Genomic DNA, 16688 nt, shown 5'->3' with positions numbered 1-16688 from the left:
AAACTTGGCAATCCGTAAACTTGCACAAATTACCCTTCTTGCCAGGCCTTTTCCTGGGCGTCCACATCCTGGTCCTTGATGGAAACATCCCTGGTGAAATCAGGACAGCGGACGTTTCCGGAGGCGTCAGTGACAATGCTGAATCTCTTCTGGCAGTCCTTCCGCCAAGCACATATTGAGCAGCACTTCTTTTCCGATGACATAGAGCCTCCCTTCCAATGTCTTCCCGGTAGCAATAATTCGTGTTTGTTTATATTGACAAGCTTGCGAAGTCAAGAATAATTGACGTGAAAAAAGGGAAACAGCAATCCCTGATAGGCATATTCCCCTTTAACAGCCGAAGGCAAATCATGGTCTAATGGAATTGGCAGAAAGACATGGATTATGAATGCATAAATCATTGCATGACATCTCTCCAGGCAACGGGCTTCACACCATTCCCGAGAAATTTGTCCTTGATCGCCTCATCAAAGAAGAATTGCCCCGAGTTCTTCATATCAATCGTTTTTCCCCAGATCATCCCATAGGTATCGGCGCTGTTTTTCATCTCAATAGCAGCATTTGGGGCATAGACTGTCCCTCTGAACTCGCTGCCATGTTTAAAAATGATGCTGCTGCTCACGCTGCTGCCGAAGATGCTGAACGACGTCGGCAGCCCCGTCACATTGATATTTGATCCATTTTTTGCTTCGAGATTTCCTGCGAGATAGATATTAACAGGTCCGGCAGTAGCGTTAATGTTTAGAGTAGCGCCGTTTTTCAGAATTATGCTGGTAAAATAAAAATTCGAACCACCGGCCTTACCCGTCAGTGTCACCGTACCACTGGCATTAATTGTCGTTCCGGTAAAACCAGCGCCATAAACTGCGTTGTCGTTGGCTGTACTGTAAGTGGAGAAATCAGTGTAAAGATCTCCGCCTGCCGTGAGCGCCCCCAGCGGATCCGGATCAACCCGGCCTACAAGCTCCCCCTGAGTTCCGGTTATAATAGGCGTCCCTATGGAAACTAAGGAGGCATCAGTGCCTGTTGTAGAAGCCCCCAGACCTACATCTCCACCCACATAGGTTCCATTGTATGTACGGACTTCCGTATTAGATCCGACATCTCCGTTCCCCGTCGAATTCGCGGGATAATCAGCCGGATTAGGATTCGGCGTTACCCTCGAGTCATAACTGTATATTCCGCTGGCAGCCTTTAAATCTACGGACCCATCGGCAAAAGCGCCGAATCCGATTGCTGATTTGCGCTTAAAATAAACATCTATTTCCCGATCGCTTGCTCCAGAAACGCCATGTACTGAAAATTTAAACGTGTTTATCATACCCGTAACCGCCGATACAGTCACGGAAGAGTCAAAGTTAAAGCCCGAAGGAACCGTCAACGTTACGACAGTTGGCGTACCACCCGCAACAGGCCAGGGAGGAATGCCGGCGGTCCCTGAACCTATAGTTCTCAGCGCCAAATCCGCGCCTGCGTCCGCATTGTAGAAAGCCTGTTCCCCCTGCATGTAGTTGGAGCTGATCTTTATATCCGTCGTCGTGGTCATCACGGCGGTAGAACCCAAGAGGGCAAGCACCGCAATGAGAAGCAACACCACGACCAATACTATACCCTTTTCGTTTCCGATCCGGGTCAAGATTCGCCTAGTTCCATTTTTATCCATAGCAGCATCCTCAAAATCCAAGATTTCTCGGGGTGACACTGGTCGTCAGGCGATAACGGCGATAATGGTCGCCGTTCGTCGGATCTGTATAGGCGGGATCCGGTTTTGTCGTCTTGGCGGTCACCGTTATTGTTACCTTGACGATGGTCAACACCTGGGCCGCCGTCGGATCCGATGGTGACGCAACGAGCGTGCCATCACTCAAGGCATACGAAAACTCCAGCAGTTCGATGTTCTCCACAAGCGGCTGCCAGTGAACTGACCCGGTGCTGAAACGCTTAAGAACGCCATCATCGACGCGAAAGGCGACCTGTTCAGTGTCGTTCCAGTACTGTATGCCGTCTCCATTGGCATCGTATGTAAAGGCGATGCGGCTGTGATTCGTTTCCCGATCCTCACTGGCTGTAGTCTGGAACGTAAAATAGCCGGTTATCTTCGGGTCGTATCCCGCCATGCGTATTTCCCGGCTGATGATGTCGATGGCCATCCGGGCATTCTGCTGCATCTCCACGATCTGTTCCTGATTGATAAAATGCTTTTGTTGAATGGTAAAAACACCGTACACGGTACCGAGAAGAGTAAGTCCCAGAGCCATGGAAATTATGAGTTCCAACAAGGTGAACCCTTTACCGCCGGAATTTAAGGCGCGGAGCGGGGAAAATATTTTTGTTCTGCTTTTCATAAAATCGTCCTGCTTGAAATCATAACCCCGCGGGGAACACACTTTCTCTTCCCACACCCATCGAATTAAAAACCCGCGGCAACAATCGTGTTTAATGTTACGTTATGTGCGGGACTCGCCTGCGGCCATTCCACCTTTACCTCGATGCTCATCATGTTGGCGGCCGGCGAGTTGGCCGTCAGGGTAGAGGTGCGTTTGTAGTAAGACCCCGTTGCGGCGGCCTGCACCGTCCCTTCGGCCGTCGCGTAATCGGTTTCTGTTCCCGCCGCCATGCCGGAATAGCCCATGTTCTTCCAATCTTCCATCTTATCTTTGGCCAGCGTCGTGGCTGTCGTCATCCTCTTGCTCAGGGCATTCCCATTAATCACCATCGTGGTTACCGAAACCATACCCAAAAGCGCAACAACCAGCAGCATGATCGCAATCATAATTTCAATAAGGGTGAAACCATTTTCGGTTCTCATCAATGCTTTCCCGAAGTCGAGCTTTTTCATGTTTCTATCCTTCAACATCAATTTATCACCACCCGTCCGGCACTGCTCACGGTCAGCGTTTTCGACTGGCTCAAGGTCGCGCTGGTCAAGGTTATGGTACAGGCGGTAATGGCGTTCAGACGTCCGCTCGGCCTGAAGGTCGGGTTATTGTTGGCCGATACCGTCACATCGAAATACCCAAAACCTGACTGAACATTGCGGGTCACTGCCGTGCCCATTGCATCATAGTTATAGGATGCACCGGCGGAGGACGTAAAAACTACCTGCACGTTTCTGTTTTGCGCAACGGACAGCATTCTCGCGTTCATGAGGTCAGACATAACCTGCCGGGCGGCGCCGTTCAGACGACTCTGCGCCATGTAGGTTCTGAAGCTGGGAGCGGCAACGGCGGCCAGAATCCCCATGATCGCGACAACGATTATCAGTTCTAAAAGGGTAAAACCCCTTTTATCGGATCGGTTGATCATCAGAATGCTATCTTCCTCCCTCCGATAACCTCATTTTGCCTTTTATGAAAAACCAGATTCTGGCTATAGAATAGTAATGAAAATATATTTTTGTCAATAAGAAAATCGCTTAAAGTGTGAAGATTATCACACATTTTCGGTAATAATCTTCACTTCACCAATAGATATTAAATAACAGCCGGCTTAATTCCTCTCCCCAGAAAAGATGAATCACCGCAGCCAGGGAAAGAAATGGGCCGAAGGGAACGGCATACTTCATATCCTTGCCCTTTATCAGCATTACGGCAATTCCCACAACGGCGCCAGAGAAGGAAGCAACTAAAAGTATTAATAAAAGCGCCTTCCATCCGAAAAACGCCCCCAGCATCGCCAGCAGGTTGACATCCCCTCCCCCCATCCCTTCGCGGCCGGTCAGCGCTTCGTAATAAACAGCGACAAAGTAGAGGCTGCCGGCGCCGACCATAATCCCGAAAAAGACCTCGCTTATCGCCAGCCCCCTGAAAAAAACCGCCAGAATCGCAAAAACGGGGATGCCGGTCAAGGTCAAAACATGGGGGATTATCTGATGTTCGAGGTCAATAAAGCTGATCACGACAAGAACGCAGACAAACAGGAAAGCCACACCCCAAAGGGGGGTAAGCCCGAACTTCTGCAAGGTTATAAACGCCAAAACCGCAGTCAATATCTCAACGACAGGATAAAGAAAGGATATCCGCTTGCCGCAGTCCCGGCACTTCCCACTGAGCAAAAGAAAACTGAGCACGGGGATGTTGTCGTAAAAGCGGATCGGGTGGCCGCATTGGGGACAGCGGGAACGGGGATGAACGATTGAGACGCCCTCCGGGATGCGGCTGATGCAGACATTGAGAAAGCTGCCGATCGCCGCGCCGGCAAGTGTAACAAAAACAGTAACCCACAACGTCCAGAAAAAATCCATAATTTACAATCTCCCAGGAAGCATCCAGAACTCGCCAACCGCCTCTTTTCGTGTATATTAACTTTTATCTGTTAATAGCACATTATTAAGCGTATTCAAAAGGTCAAATCAACGGACTCATTTACACCTTGATGGAATTATTTTCTTGACACTCAAGACCGTTCTTCTTATACACATCACGTAAAAATAGATGCTTAGCAAAATATATCATAAATCAAGGGAACAAACGGGGAGGCTTCATTACCGAACTGTCAAGCTTGAAGGGATGCCGGCATGATGAATTCTGAAATCGTTCTTTTCAAAACTTTCGCCGCCAAATATCTCTGGTGGCTGGATCAAGACGAGGCGCTCAGGCATCCGGAACGAATTGTTGTTCAGGTCATGAACCTTGGAGATTTTGCGGATGTAAACGCGGTTCTGGATACTATCGGAGAAGATAAAGCCCGTAAATTGCTCATCCACGCTGAGGCGGGTCAGTTTTCTCCTCGCTCGTGGCACTACTGGCATTACCGCCTGGGGCTTGCCGAAACAGGCGGCGTACCACCGATGCCGAAACGGAAGGTATGCTGATGGATTCATTTGTACCACAAATGCAGATACTTCCCCCTTCCCAGCAAACAATCTGGGCCTCTCTGGCGTTCGCATTTAAGTCCGGATTCGTGCTTTATGGAGGCACTGCTATTGCGCTGCGCCTTGGTCACCGTCAATCCATTGATTTTGATTTTTTTTCCGACCAGCAGCTTGATAGGGCCGGGCTTTACAAAAGCCTTCCCATCCTGGAGGATGCCACGGTCATCCAAGATACACCTGATTCATTCGGCGTCCTTGTTCCGGTTAATGTTTCGGCTGCCTTACAATATGTAAAGCTTTCTTTTTTCGGGAACATTGCTATTGGCCGAATCGGCGAACCGGAGGTTACGGCAGATGGGGTCATGGTCGTTGCCTCGCTTGCCGACATGATGGCGCACAAGTTGAAAATCATTATGCAAAGGATTGAGGCGAAGGATTATCGAGACATTGCCGTCATGCTCAAACATGGAATGCTGCTTGACGAAGCCCTGGCCGGCGCGGGCGCACTCTTTGGAAAAACGTTTCAGCCGAGCGAAAGCCTCAAGGCCCTGGTCTATTTCGAGGGGGGAGACATGGACACCCTATCCGGCGAGGAACGGGCGATTCTCGTATCCGCTGTAAAAAAAGTTAAAAAAATACCGCTTTCCGCAATTCGCTCAAGATTCCTGATGGAGAGGTAATTGCAATAGTAAGGTGACTAAATCGTCAGGACTACAATTTATGGATGCCCAAAAACAACTCATTATTGATGAAAAATTCATGCGCCGGGCATTGCGGCTGGCGAAAAAGGGGACGGGCTGCGTCAGCCCCAATCCGCTGGTCGGCGCGGTGATCGTCAAGGACGGACGGATAATCGGGGAGGGCTGGCATCAGCGCTGCGGGGAAAACCATGCGGAAATAAACGCGATTCAGGGAGCGACGGAGGCGATCGCGGGGTCCACCTTTTATGTAACGCTGGAACCGTGCAGTCATCACGGCAGGACTCCTCCCTGCGCCGAGGCGCTCGTCGCCCACCATCCCGCCCGCGTCGTCATCGGAACGCCCGACCCCAATCCGCTGGTCTCGGGCAGGGGAATGGAAATACTGCGTAAAAACAAGATAGAAATCAGCATCGGGATTCTCGAAACAGAATGCATCGAGCTCAACCGCTTTTTCTTCAAACATATCCGCACCGGCCTGCCCTATGTAACGCTCAAGTTTGCCCAGACCCTCGATGGCCGCATCGCGACATCCTCCGGAGATTCCTGCTGGATCAGCTCCCCCCCATCTCTGCGCTATGCCCACCAGCTCCGGGCGATCCACGACGCAATCCTCGTCGGCGCCGGCGCCGTCAGGATGGACAATCCGAAGCTTACCTGTCGCCTCGTAAAAGGACGCGATCCGCTGAGAATCGTCCTTGATTCCCGTTTGGCCCTTCCCCCCGACAGGGAGATTTTCAGCGACGGGGGCAGAACCCTCGCGGCCTGTACCGGCTTGGCATCCCTCGAAAAGAAAAAACTAATGCAGCAAAGGGGCGTTGACGTTCTGGAATGCGAAGGAGACAGCAGGGGCCATGTATCCCTCTCAAAATTGCTGGAGAATTTGGGAAAGCGGGGGATATCCTCCGTTCTGGTCGAGGGCGGCGCCGGCGTCGCGACGGCGTTTCTCCAGGAAGACCTCGTTGACCAACTGCTGGTCGTCGTCGCGCCGAAGATTGTCGGGACGGGCATAAACGCGATCGGCGGGCTGGGCATCGAGAAGATAGCGGAGGCGCTGAGTTTTTCCTTTCATAAAATCTCCCGTCGGGGCGACGACCTGATTATCGATATCCGCCTCAATCCCCGGCAGAAAAACCCGTAAACAGGCGCACAAGTTGCGGAAACCACCTGGAACAGCAGACCCACCCTCACAAAAAATTGCCAGCGCCGGGTTCGTCAGGCGCAACCCACAGCATCCCGAGAATGAGAAGGGGGGGACGTCCAATTTGGGCGTCTTTGTATGAAAATCCCCCCTTGCCCCCCTTTGGCAAAGGGGGGGCAAGGGGGGATTTTCATCATTCGTTGTGCCTATAAGTAGGGGCACCCCACGTGATTGCCCGACTCCAGCAGATGCGCCGCCGCCTTCATGCCGTCGAGGGCGGAGCTAACGATGCCGCCGGCGTATCCGGCGCCCTCCCCGCACGGGAAAAGCCCTTTAATGCTGATACTTTGCCCATCATCTCCGCGGAGAATGCGGACGGGAGACGACGTTCTCGTCTCGACTCCCACCAGCACGGCCTCCGCGGTTACGAATCCCGGCATTTTTCGTTCGAAATCCGCGAACCCCCGTTTAAGCGCAGCAACGACAAACAGAGGCAAAACTTGGGCGAGATCCGCATCCCGGACACCCGGCCGATAAGAACAGCTCCCAACCGTCGACGTTTTTCCAGTTGTCAGAAAATCGGTCAGACGCTGGGCGGGGGCGTGATAATCCGACCCGCCGGCAGCAAAAGCCTCCACCTCCCAGTGGCGGCGAAAGGCCAGCCCGGCCAACGGACCGTTGCTTCCTAAGTCTTCCGTCCTGATATTGACGACAACCGCGCTGTTGGCAAGGGGACCGTTACGCTTCAGCAAACTCATCCCGTTTGTCACAACTCCCCCCGCTGCGACGCTGCTGCCGATCACCGACCCGCCGGGGCACATGCAAAAGGAATAGACTGAGCGGTTTTGCTCGGCAATCTTTGCCGTAAGAAAATACTCCGCCGGCGGCAAGCCGGCAAGCCCCGCCCAGCGTCCGTACTGGATGGAGTTGATCAGCGACTGCGGATGTTCGACGCGCAGCCCCACGGCAAAAGCCTTCGGCGCCATCTCCACGCCCCTGTTTGCCAGCTTGCAATAGGTGTCGTCCGCAGATTGGCCGATGGCAAGTATCACATGACTTGTCATTATCTCTTCGGAATCATTGACAACAACTCCGGCTACCTGCCCTTTCTGAAGGAGCAGATCGGTCAGGCGCGTATCAAAACGAACCTCGCCTCCCAGTGCTATAAGGCGTTCCCTCATATTCACGACAACCACCCGGAGACGATCAGTCCCAATGTGAGGATGAGCGTCAACGAGAATTTCGGCAGGCGCGCCGCACTCAACAAAAATCCTTTTCACCCTTGCCGCCAGGGGATTTTTTACGCGGCTGGTCAGTTTGCCGTCGGAAAACGTCCCCGCTCCTCCCTCTCCGAAACAGACATTGCTTTCGGAATTAAGCATCCCCTTTTCCCAGAACTCTTCGACGTCAAGGAGGCGCTTCGGCACTGGCCTGCCCCGCTCCAGCAAAATAACGGGCGCCCCCCTTTCGGCAAGGGCAAGGGCTGCAAAAAGCCCTGCCGGCCCGCTGCCGACAACAACCGGTTTCCGCTTGAAAACAGGGACGGTCTTCAGACAGGAGTTCTGCGAAGCAATGGCTTCAGGCTCTTCGGAAACAGTTGCCCCGAAAGTTTCCCGTTCTTTATCCAAACGCCAAGCCACACCCTCAGCCAACCGGACCTTCAGGAAATAAACAAAACGGGGCGGCCGGGAGCGCCTCGCATCCAGCGACCGCCGCAGCACCTCCACTGAAGAAATCGCCCCTTCCGGGATGCTCAGCAGCAAGGCAACGCAACTCGCGAGACTTCCTTCCCGCTCCCCCACATCAATAGATAAACCACTAATCTGTAAGAACATTACTTATTTCCCTTCTCGACATCTCCTTAAAAAAATATCACCCGAAACCTATGAAATTCCGGATAGACAAAAAAGACCATTGAAAAATATTATCCTTTGCTATAAACAACTTGCGCACTTGCGCACAAAAATAGAAAAAGGAAAAATCGATGCCCTGGTACGCCGTTCATACAAGAAGCCGACATGAAGACCGTGTTAACGCCCTGCTGCTCCTGAAATCATTTAATGCCTTTCTACCCAAAATGGAGACGTGGAGCAAGCGAAAAGACCGGCGCAAAAGGATCATGCTCCCGATGTTTCCGGGATACATCTTCGTGGAAACACCGATACTCAATAATGAAATAAAAGTTGATATTCTGAAAACCTTCGGAGTTGTCCGCATCCTGGGAAAACCGTACGGGTCGGAGGCCATTCCGGTGCCGGACGCAACAATCGACGCGATTCACCGAATTGTAGATTCGAAGATCGAGGTGCAGCAATTGCAGTATCCCCACGTCGGTGAGCGCGCCCGCATCGTCGCCGGTCCATTCAAGGGAATCGAAGGGTTGGTCGTGGAAACGGACTACAATAAGGAACTGTTTGTTGTCACCATTGATCTTCTCCAAAGATCGATAGCCGTCAAGCTGGAGGGATTTGCAGTCGCCCGTTTATAAGCGGAGGGGGTAAATTGTCCATGGTTGCGAAACTCAACCTGATTGATAACTGAAAAACTGGAGACTTGGGTGATGTCGTTGCGAGAGATCATCACTAAACATTCAAAAAGTTTCATCATTTGGCTCTTGCTGTGCAGCGGGCTTTACCTGACGAGCTTGTACAACTATCTACTCTTTCATGTCGTCGCGGAATGGTTTTCCGTCGTCATTGCCTTTTCCATTTTCTTGACCGCCTGGAACACCCGTCGTTTGGCGAATAACCACTATGTGCTCTTTCTCAGCATCGCCTTTCTGTTTGCGGGCTTCATCGATCTTGTTCACACGCTGACCTACAGGGGCATGGGAATTTTCCCGGGGTTCGATGCCAACCTGCCCACGCAGCTCTGGATCATCGCCCGTTATCTTCAGAGCCTGTCGCTACTTGCAGCGCCATGGTTTATCGACAGAAAGCTCAAGATAAATGCCGTTTTCGGTTTTTATCTTTCTCTGACCATCCTGCTGCTGGCAGCGGTATTCTCCGGCACGCTCTTTCCCGCTTGCTTTGTCGAAGGTCGGGGTTTGACCCCCTTCAAAATAGTCAGCGAATACCTTATCTGCACAATCCTGCTGCTGGCGCTGATTTTTTTGCTGCACAGCCGCGAAAAGTTCGATCCAAAAATCCTGCAATTGATGCTTTGGTCGCTCCTCTTCACGATCGTCTCGGAACTGGCCTTCACTTTTTACATAAGCGTTTACGGCCTTTCGAACCTGATCGGTCATTACTTCAAAATCTTTGCATTCTTTCTCGTTTACCGGGCGATCATCGTAACCGGCCTGGAAAATCCTTACCGCCTCCTTTTCTACGATTTACAGAAAAACCGCGAAGAGCTGCAGGTCATCATCGACTCAGCGCCGATCATGATTTTTTACAAGGACCGCGAAAACAGGTTAATTCGCGTCAACAAGGCGCTGGCCGACGCAACCGGTCTTCTCAAGGAAAAAATTGAAGGAAGGAATGCCTCGGACATTTATCCCTCCCAGGCGGCCCGCTACTGGGAAGACGATCAGGAGGTTATTGCCTCGGGCAAGTCAAAAACCGGAATCATTGAACCGATCGCAACCACGATCGGCCAAAGATGGCTGCAAACCGACAAGATACCGTACAGGGAAGCAAACGGCCGCATTACCGGCGTTATCGGCTTTTCCGTTGATATCACCGAGCGCCAGGAGGCGGAGGAGGCGTTGAGGAAGAGCGAACAAAAGTACCGGGAATTAAGCATCGTCGATGGCCTCACCCAGCTTTACAATTCCCGGTATTTTTATCACCAGCTTAAAATTGAAATCGATCGGGCAAATCGCTACGATCAGCCGTTGACCATGTTACTGCTGGATATTGACGATTTTAAGCAGTTTAACGACGCTTATGGACATATCGAGGGAGATCAGGTTTTGTCCCGGCTCGGACAGATGATGAAACAATGCCTCCGTCAGACCGACTCCGCATATCGCTATGGCGGCGAAGAATTTACAGTCATGATGCCGATGACTGAAAGCCGGGATGGCCGTTTGTTGGCAGAAAGGCTCCGGCAGGAATTCAAAAAAGAGCTTTTTTCGCCTGCGCCGGGACAGGAAGTACATTTGACAGTAAGCATCGGGATTGGACAGTACAAGACGCAGGAGAAGATGAAGGGCTTCGTTAATCGGGTTGACCAGCTCATGTACCAAGGTAAGAAGAACGGGAAAGACCAAATTTGCGCTGATTCATAATTTCAAACGCCGTCCAGAGGGGAAAACATTACCTGAAAATTTTCCGGTTCAGACAGGAAAAAATTTTTTTATCTTGACATCTTTTTTCAAATGAGCAAAAAGCCTGCCTTCGGGCAGCGCTGTTCTAACCTGATTTCCACAAGAACAGGATTTCGGACAGGAAACAGGGCGAGCGCATACAGACGCTCGCAATAAAGATTGCAGCGAAACAGCATAATCATCGGGAGACAAAGGCTTTGAAGGGGTACATCGTAATAGACAAGGAACTTTGCAAGGAATGTCATCTATGCATTCAGGCTTGCAGCAATGGGCTGATCGTCCCGTCCCATGAATTCAATTCCAAGGGATATCGCCCGGTCCGCTTCCAGGATGAGGAGAAAAAGTGTATCGGTTGCGCCCTGTGCGCCATCACTTGTCCGGATATTGCCATCGAGGTTTACCGTGAATAAAGTACTGATGCAGGGAAACAAAATCATTGGCGAAGCCGCCATTCGCGCCGGTTGCAGATTTTACGCCGGTTATCCGATAACCCCCCAGAATGAACTGCCTGAATACATGGCGGAAAACCTCCGCAAGGTGGAAGGCGGCGTTTTCATCCAGTCGGAAAGCGAGATCGCCGCAATCCACATGATAATCGGCGCCAGCGCCGGCGGCGCGCGCTCGCTGACCTCTTCGTCAAGTCCGGGGATATCCCTGAAGCAGGAGGGCATCTCATCGCTTGCGGCGTGTGAGCTTCCCGCCGTCATTGTCAACATGATGAGAGGCGGTCCGGGACTAGGAAACATCAGCCCCGCGCAGGGTGATTACCTGCAAGCCACCAAGGGAGGGGGTCATGGCGACTACCGGATGGTTGTCCTCGGCCCGGCCTCCCTGCAGGAGATTGCCGACTTGACGATGGACGCCTTCGACATTGCCGACGAGTATCGCACTCCGGTAATGATCCTGGCCGACGGTATGCTGGGACAGATGATGGAACCGGTTGTCTTTAAAAAACCGAAGCCCCGCAACTATCCGGAAAGTTTGATCATGAAGGGGGCTGGTGGGGGAAAGAGTAAGATCATCAGGGGTTTGATACTCGACCCGCTCGATATGGAGGAGCACATCTGGAAATTGCAGCGCAAATATAAGATGATCGCGGAGCGCGAAACACGTTGCGAACTCTACCAGACGGATGACGCGGAACTGCTCATCGTCGCCTACGGCACGGCTTCCCGGATTGCCAAAGGCGCGATCAAACGGCTGCGGAAGCAGGGTTTGAAGGTGGGTCTCTTCCGCCCAATCAGCCTTTGGCCGTTTCCTTCCCAGCAGTTGCGCGATCTCGCAAAAAAGATTAGTAATTTAATGGTATTTGAGATGAGCGCCGGACAGATGCTCGAGGATGTTCTACTGGCCTTGCAGGGAAAGGCCAATGTCGGATTCCACGGCCGCCCGGGCGGCGTTGTCCCGACTCCGGTTGAGCTGGCAAATGTGATCCTGCGCAAATACAATCGTAAAGAGGGGCTGATCGACACAGAGCTGTAAGTCGGCCGGGTAAATACAAAAATTGCAGGTCGGTAAACAATGAAAAAAGTTTTTGGAAGACCAAAAAGCATGAAGAGCAACCCCTTTCATTACTGTGCGGGTTGCGGACACAGCATCGCCCACCGGTTGATAGCAGAGGTCATTGATGAGCTCGGCATTCGCGATCGGACAATAGGCGTCCCACCCGCCGGATGCGCCGTGCTTGCCTACAACTATTTCGATGTTGACATGATCGAGGCTCAGCACGGTAGAGGTCCCGCGACCGCCACCGGCCTGAAGAGGGTTTTGCCCGATCGGATCGTTTTCTCTTACCAGGGAGACGGCGATCTTGCCGCAATCGGCACCGCGGAGAGCTTTCACGCGGCCAACCGGGGTGAAAACATTACCGTCATCTTTATCAATAACGCCGTTTACGGCATGACCGGCGGACAAATGGCGCCGACCTCCCTCCTTGGACAAAAGACAACCACCTCGCCGGTCGGCAGAAACAATATTCTGGACGGATACCCGATCAAGATAAGCGAAATCTTTGCGTTGCTTCCGGGGACAGCCTATATCGAGCGCTGCACGGTAACATCGCCTGCCAGCATCGTCAAAACCAAAAAGGCAATCCGCAAGGCCTTCCAATGCCAGATCGACGGCAGGGGTTTTTCCCTTATCGAAATACTCTCGCCGTGTCCCACCAACTGGAAGATGAACCCGGTAGAGGCGTGCCGTTGGATTGAGCAGACCATGAGCAAGGAGTTTCCGCTGGGCGTCATCAAGGACCTGCCGGCGGAAGAGATGAAAAAACAGCAGAAGGGAAAGTAGAATCATGTTGGTCAAAACCATTTTTTGCGGTTTCGGCGGTCAGGGAGTGCTCATGATGGGATATTCACTGGCCCATGGAGGGATGAACGCCGGGTTTAACGTCACATACCTCCCATCCTACGGCGCCGAGGTTCGCGGCGGCACGGCCAATTGCACGGTCGTCGTCTCCGATGAGGAGATCGCCTCCCCTATCTCCTCCAATCCCGAAAATATTGTCGTCCTGAATACCCCTTCCCTTTACGCCTTTCAGAATCGCACCGCCCCCGGAGGGTCTATCTTTCTGAACTCATCGATCATCGCCGTCGAGTCGTCGCGCCAGGACGTCCGGGTCTATAAAATCCCGACCGCCGAGCTTGCCGACAAACTGGGAGACAAGCGCATGGCAAACACCGTGATGATGGGCGCCCTGATGAAGGCAACCGGCCTCGTTTCCCCCGACATCTTTCTGAAAAGCATCGAAACGGTTATGGGAAGCAAAAAGAAAGAGGTAGTCGCGATGAATCGCCGGGCCTTTGAGGTCGGATACGATTTTCTGCAATAGGCCAAGATGCGATATGCACGCAATAACAGTCAAGGAGCAGTAAAAATGGCAGTAAAACAGATATCCGTTCTTTTAGACAACATCCCCGGCTCCCTCTCCCGGCTTACCAATATCCTCGACAAATCCGACATCACCCCCAAAGCCATGCTGGCCGCGAGCGCCACGGAAAGCAGCACTGTGCGGCTGGTGGTAAACAACCCTGAGCACGCCGTTGCCATCCTGGAAAGTTTCAATCTTAACTGCGAGCTGACGCCGGTGCTGGCCGCCGAGGTGCCCCTCCATCACGGGGGGATGAACGCCATCTTGAAACCGCTTTCCGGCGCCGACATCAACATTCACTACCTTTATACCACCATCAACCGGATCGGCACGGAAACCATCGTCATTCTTGGGGTTGACAAGCTCGAAGAGGCGCGGGATGTCTTGCAGCGCAACTGGATCCACATAGTCGAGGATGAAATATACAGCCTCTGAAATTACCGCTCCGAAGCCATAAAAGAAAAATGGAATGCTTTTATGGATAAGCTGGAAGAATTGCGCGCAAGGATGGCCAGCCTCGCTGTCACGGAGGAGGAATTTCGCGAAACCTTCGTCCGCTCCTCCGGCCCCGGAGGGCAAAAAGTCAATAAAACATCATCCTGCGTCTATCTGGTTCATCTGCCGACCGGACTTTCCGTAAAATGCCAGCAGGAGCGCTCCCAGACCCTGAATCGTCTTCTCGCCCGCCGCCTGCTCCTTGATCGGATCGAACGACTCCGCACCGGGATTGTCGCCGCCCAGAAGATGAAAACTGAAAAAATACGACGGCAGAAACGCCGCCGCTCGCGCCGGGCGCAGGAAAAGATGCTGGCCGAAAAACATATTATCTCGAAAAAGAAGGAACTGCGGGCGGGAATCAAACAGGAGGAAACATAAAAAAGGGGCGGGAGCCTTGCGGGCTTGTTTCCCTGCCCCTGATTTTTATAAAAACGTATTATTATAAACCAAGCAACTTCACCAGCGGGTTAGCGTAAATCAAGACCAGCGCTATGACAAGCGTATAAATCGCCAGCGATTCGATCATTGCCAGACCAACCATCATCGTAATCAAAACCTTGCCCTGCGCCTCGGGATTGCGTCCAACGGCATTGGCGGCGGCGGCTAATCCATTTCCCATGCCAAGTGCGGTGGTTATCGTTCCGATAGCCATTGTCATGCCGGCAACCACGATGCTCGCCACAACCACAATAGCCTTTGAGCTGTCCGCAGCGCCACCCGCAACGGCTGCCACGGTGGGGGCTGCTGTCTCGGCGGCCGCCGTAACAGCGGCGTAAACCATAACCATAAATGTTGTCAACGCGCTAATTTTAAAAACTTTTTTCATCTTATTCTCCTTTTTATGTTATTTTTTAAAAACAGCAAACCTCAAATCAGCCGTGCCTCCCTCCCTCCCCTTCTTGATTGCTTCCACAGTTCTGCGGAAAATTACCGGCAAACTCCGGTAATTAATTTTTCCCAAATGTAATTACCCCTGTCGTTTCCTATAGACATGGCGATTTGTTGTCAAGAAATATTTGACATAAAGCCCCCGTTTTATGGTATGTGACGGCGTCTGCGTAGCAAAAATATAACATGGAGCATTTTAAACATGGGAAATAGCGATCTTTTTTCGAGAGCCGGAAAGGTCATCCCCGGGGGTGTCAACAGCCCGGTGCGCGCCTTCCGGGCTGTAGGCGGAACGCCGCTTTTCATCAGCGAAGCCTCCGGAGCAACGATCCGGGACACGGAAGGCAACAGCTATCTTGATTACGTCTGCTCCTGGGGGCCGATGATCCTGGGACATGCCGATGCCGAGGTTGTCGCCGCCATTCGCGCTGCGGCCGGCAGAGGCACAAGTTTCGGCGCCCCGACCGAACTGGAGATAGAAATGGCGGAAAGGATTGTCGCCGCTTTTCCCTCCATCGAGGCCGTCCGGATGGTCAGCTCGGGCACAGAGGCGACAATGACCGCGATCCGCCTGGCGCGCGGCTGGACTGGAAGAGACAAAATCGTCAAATTTACCGGCTGCTATCACGGACATGCCGACTCCCTGCTGGTAAAGGCCGGCTCGGGGGTGGCGACGCTCGGCATTCCCGGTAGTCCCGGCATCCCGAAAGCGCTCGCCGAGCTGACGCTCGGCCTGCCCTATAACGATCTTGAAGCAGTTCGCAAAACGTTCGCGAAATTCGGCAGTGAGATTGCCTGCATCATTGTCGAGCCGGTTGCCGCCAATATGGGCGTTGTCATACCCAAACCCGGCTTCCTGGAGGGGCTGCGGGAAATAACAAGCGCCAACGGCAGCCTGCTTATTTTTGACGAGGTCATAACCGGCTTTCGCGTCTCCTATGGCGGCTGGCAGACCTTGACCGGAATTCGTCCGGACTTGACCTGTCTCGGCAAAATAATCGGCGGGGGTCTGCCGGTTGGGGCGATGGGGGGGAAAAGGGAGATTATGGAGCATCTTGCCCCGGTTGGGCCGGTTTATCAGGCGGGAACCCTTTCGGGAAATCCGCTCGCAATGAGCGCCGGCATCAAGACGCTCGATATCCTCCGGGAAAAAGACTATGCCGCGCTCGAGAAAAAAACCGCGAAGCTGGGCAACGCCTTCCGCGAGCTCTTTCAAAGTAACAAAATACCGGTGCAAATCAATCAGACAGGCTCTCTCTTCACGATCTTTTTTACCAAAGAAGCGGTGGTTGATTACGAAAGCGCCCTGAAAAGCGACACCGCACTCTTCGGCAAATTTTTTCATGGCATGCTGGCGGCGGGTATTAACCTCGCGCCCGCCCAGTTTGAGGCGGGGTTTGTCTCCTTCGCCCATACAGACGACGATATCGACCGAACAATCGCCGCTTGCGCAAAGACGATAAAAACTTTGTAATCGCTCCACTGGGTTATGGCGATCCTGGCGG

The 16688-nt window shown here is 52.6% G+C and carries 19 protein-coding genes and 2 pseudogenes; 12 read left to right on the top strand and 9 right to left on the bottom strand.

Annotation, left to right across the window (positions count from 1 at the left end; all coding sequences use genetic code 11):
* Positions 1-29: 29 nt before the first annotated feature.
* From M0P74_01185 to M0P74_01155, 7 genes and pseudogenes are all read right to left on the bottom strand, one after another.
* On the bottom strand, positions 30-203 hold the full coding sequence (locus M0P74_01185; GenBank protein MCK9362207.1) for a hypothetical protein: 174 nt from the start codon (positions 201-203) through the stop codon (positions 30-32).
* Positions 204-397: 194 nt separating this feature from the next.
* Positions 398-1663 (bottom strand): PilX N-terminal domain-containing pilus assembly protein, encoded by a 1266-nt coding sequence (locus M0P74_01180; GenBank protein ID MCK9362206.1) that lies wholly within the window; start codon positions 1661-1663, stop codon positions 398-400.
* Between the two features lie 10 nt (positions 1664-1673).
* Complete coding sequence (locus M0P74_01175) at positions 1674-2345, bottom strand: prepilin-type N-terminal cleavage/methylation domain-containing protein (GenBank protein ID MCK9362205.1); 672 nt, start codon at positions 2343-2345, stop codon at positions 1674-1676.
* 65 nt (positions 2346-2410) lie between these two features.
* Positions 2411-2839, bottom strand: a complete 429-nt coding sequence (locus M0P74_01170; protein ID MCK9362204.1) for a prepilin-type N-terminal cleavage/methylation domain-containing protein — start codon at positions 2837-2839, stop codon at positions 2411-2413.
* 17 nt (positions 2840-2856) lie between these two features.
* Entirely contained in the window at positions 2857-3135 is a 279-nt protein-coding gene (locus M0P74_01165; protein ID MCK9362203.1) for a hypothetical protein, read from the bottom strand.
* A gap of 51 nt (positions 3136-3186) precedes the next feature.
* Positions 3187-3306 (bottom strand): annotated as a pseudogene (locus M0P74_01160) (prepilin-type N-terminal cleavage/methylation domain-containing protein).
* A 154-nt stretch (positions 3307-3460) separates the two neighbouring features.
* Positions 3461-4243: a prepilin peptidase gene (locus M0P74_01155; GenBank protein MCK9362202.1), complete on the bottom strand. Its 783-nt coding sequence runs from the start codon at positions 4241-4243 to the stop codon at positions 3461-3463.
* 273 nt (positions 4244-4516) lie between these two features.
* Between M0P74_01155 and M0P74_01150 the strand changes: the two genes are divergently transcribed.
* From M0P74_01150 to ribD, 3 genes are read left to right on the top strand one after another with little or no spacing between them, the layout of a single operon-like run.
* Positions 4517-4813, top strand: a complete 297-nt coding sequence (locus M0P74_01150; protein ID MCK9362201.1) for a hypothetical protein — start codon at positions 4517-4519, stop codon at positions 4811-4813.
* Complete coding sequence (locus M0P74_01145) at positions 4813-5493, top strand: nucleotidyl transferase AbiEii/AbiGii toxin family protein (protein ID MCK9362200.1); 681 nt, start codon at positions 4813-4815, stop codon at positions 5491-5493. Before M0P74_01150 ends, M0P74_01145 begins: the two co-directional genes overlap by 1 nt.
* A gap of 40 nt (positions 5494-5533) precedes the next feature.
* On the top strand, positions 5534-6652 hold the full coding sequence (ribD, locus tag M0P74_01140; GenBank protein MCK9362199.1) for a bifunctional diaminohydroxyphosphoribosylaminopyrimidine deaminase/5-amino-6-(5-phosphoribosylamino)uracil reductase RibD: 1119 nt from the start codon (positions 5534-5536) through the stop codon (positions 6650-6652).
* Positions 6653-6858: 206 nt separating this feature from the next.
* On the opposite strand, the gene M0P74_01135 is transcribed toward ribD, so the two are convergent.
* Positions 6859-8487 (bottom strand): FAD-binding protein, encoded by a 1629-nt coding sequence (locus M0P74_01135; protein MCK9362198.1) that lies wholly within the window; start codon positions 8485-8487, stop codon positions 6859-6861.
* 149 nt (positions 8488-8636) lie between these two features.
* Here M0P74_01135 and M0P74_01130 point away from each other — a divergent pair, with 149 nt between their 5' ends.
* From M0P74_01130 to M0P74_01095, 8 genes and pseudogenes are all read left to right on the top strand, one after another.
* Positions 8637-9140 (top strand): UpxY family transcription antiterminator, encoded by a 504-nt coding sequence (locus M0P74_01130; protein MCK9362197.1) that lies wholly within the window; start codon positions 8637-8639, stop codon positions 9138-9140.
* 72 nt (positions 9141-9212) lie between these two features.
* Positions 9213-10886: a diguanylate cyclase gene (locus M0P74_01125; GenBank protein ID MCK9362196.1), complete on the top strand. Its 1674-nt coding sequence runs from the start codon at positions 9213-9215 to the stop codon at positions 10884-10886.
* Positions 10887-11122: 236 nt separating this feature from the next.
* On the top strand, positions 11123-11335 hold the full coding sequence (locus M0P74_01120) for a 4Fe-4S binding protein (protein MCK9362195.1): 213 nt from the start codon (positions 11123-11125) through the stop codon (positions 11333-11335).
* Positions 11328-12407, top strand: a complete 1080-nt coding sequence (vorB, locus tag M0P74_01115) for a 3-methyl-2-oxobutanoate dehydrogenase subunit VorB (protein MCK9362194.1) — start codon at positions 11328-11330, stop codon at positions 12405-12407. The genes M0P74_01120 and vorB overlap by 8 nt, the downstream gene beginning before the upstream one ends.
* Before the next feature lie 39 nt (positions 12408-12446).
* Positions 12447-13217, top strand: coding sequence for a thiamine pyrophosphate-dependent enzyme (locus M0P74_01110; protein MCK9362193.1), 771 nt, complete (start codon positions 12447-12449; stop codon positions 13215-13217).
* Positions 13218-13221: 4 nt separating this feature from the next.
* Complete coding sequence (locus M0P74_01105) at positions 13222-13758, top strand: 2-oxoacid:acceptor oxidoreductase family protein (GenBank protein MCK9362192.1); 537 nt, start codon at positions 13222-13224, stop codon at positions 13756-13758.
* Between the two features lie 45 nt (positions 13759-13803).
* Complete coding sequence (locus tag M0P74_01100) at positions 13804-14232, top strand: hypothetical protein (protein MCK9362191.1); 429 nt, start codon at positions 13804-13806, stop codon at positions 14230-14232.
* Between the two features lie 120 nt (positions 14233-14352).
* Positions 14353-14673: pseudogene (locus M0P74_01095) on the top strand (peptide chain release factor-like protein).
* A 61-nt stretch (positions 14674-14734) separates the two neighbouring features.
* On the opposite strand, the gene M0P74_01090 reads toward M0P74_01095, so the two are convergent.
* On the bottom strand, positions 14735-15121 hold the full coding sequence (locus tag M0P74_01090; GenBank protein MCK9362190.1) for an ATP synthase F0 subunit C: 387 nt from the start codon (positions 15119-15121) through the stop codon (positions 14735-14737).
* A gap of 264 nt (positions 15122-15385) precedes the next feature.
* On the opposite strand from M0P74_01090, the gene hemL reads away from it, so the two are divergent.
* On the top strand, positions 15386-16657 hold the full coding sequence (gene hemL / locus M0P74_01085; protein ID MCK9362189.1) for a glutamate-1-semialdehyde 2,1-aminomutase: 1272 nt from the start codon (positions 15386-15388) through the stop codon (positions 16655-16657).
* The last annotated feature ends 31 nt before the right edge of the window (positions 16658-16688 follow it).

The organism is Syntrophales bacterium, from assembly GCA_023229765.1.
GTDB lineage: Bacteria > Desulfobacterota > Syntrophia > Syntrophales > UBA5619 > DYTH01.
This window is presented reverse-complemented; position numbering and strand designations above follow the sequence as displayed.

Excerpts from the sequence above, each read along its gene's own strand:
- M0P74_01185 (MCK9362207.1), bottom strand. The coding sequence starts at position 203 with ATGTCATCGGAAAAGAAGTGCTGCTCAATATGTGCTTGGCGGAAGGAC.
- M0P74_01180 (MCK9362206.1), bottom strand. The coding sequence starts at position 1,663 with ATGGATAAAAATGGAACTAGGCGAATCTTGACCCGGATCGGAAACGAA.
- M0P74_01175 (MCK9362205.1), bottom strand. The coding sequence starts at position 2,345 with ATGAAAAGCAGAACAAAAATATTTTCCCCGCTCCGCGCCTTAAATTCC.
- M0P74_01170 (MCK9362204.1), bottom strand. The coding sequence starts at position 2,839 with ATGAAAAAGCTCGACTTCGGGAAAGCATTGATGAGAACCGAAAATGGT.
- M0P74_01165 (MCK9362203.1), bottom strand. The coding sequence starts at position 3,135 with ATGCTGTCCGTTGCGCAAAACAGAAACGTGCAGGTAGTTTTTACGTCC.
- M0P74_01155 (MCK9362202.1), bottom strand. The coding sequence starts at position 4,243 with ATGGATTTTTTCTGGACGTTGTGGGTTACTGTTTTTGTTACACTTGCC.
- M0P74_01150 (MCK9362201.1), top strand. The coding sequence starts at position 4,517 with ATGATGAATTCTGAAATCGTTCTTTTCAAAACTTTCGCCGCCAAATAT.
- M0P74_01145 (MCK9362200.1), top strand. The coding sequence starts at position 4,813 with ATGGATTCATTTGTACCACAAATGCAGATACTTCCCCCTTCCCAGCAA.
- ribD (MCK9362199.1), top strand. The coding sequence starts at position 5,534 with ATGGATGCCCAAAAACAACTCATTATTGATGAAAAATTCATGCGCCGG.
- M0P74_01135 (MCK9362198.1), bottom strand. The coding sequence starts at position 8,487 with ATGTTCTTACAGATTAGTGGTTTATCTATTGATGTGGGGGAGCGGGAA.
- M0P74_01130 (MCK9362197.1), top strand. The coding sequence starts at position 8,637 with ATGCCCTGGTACGCCGTTCATACAAGAAGCCGACATGAAGACCGTGTT.
- M0P74_01125 (MCK9362196.1), top strand. The coding sequence starts at position 9,213 with ATGTCGTTGCGAGAGATCATCACTAAACATTCAAAAAGTTTCATCATT.
- M0P74_01110 (MCK9362193.1), top strand. The coding sequence starts at position 12,447 with ATGAAAAAAGTTTTTGGAAGACCAAAAAGCATGAAGAGCAACCCCTTT.
- M0P74_01105 (MCK9362192.1), top strand. The coding sequence starts at position 13,222 with ATGTTGGTCAAAACCATTTTTTGCGGTTTCGGCGGTCAGGGAGTGCTC.
- M0P74_01100 (MCK9362191.1), top strand. The coding sequence starts at position 13,804 with ATGGCAGTAAAACAGATATCCGTTCTTTTAGACAACATCCCCGGCTCC.
- M0P74_01090 (MCK9362190.1), bottom strand. The coding sequence starts at position 15,121 with ATGAAAAAAGTTTTTAAAATTAGCGCGTTGACAACATTTATGGTTATG.
- hemL (MCK9362189.1), top strand. The coding sequence starts at position 15,386 with ATGGGAAATAGCGATCTTTTTTCGAGAGCCGGAAAGGTCATCCCCGGG.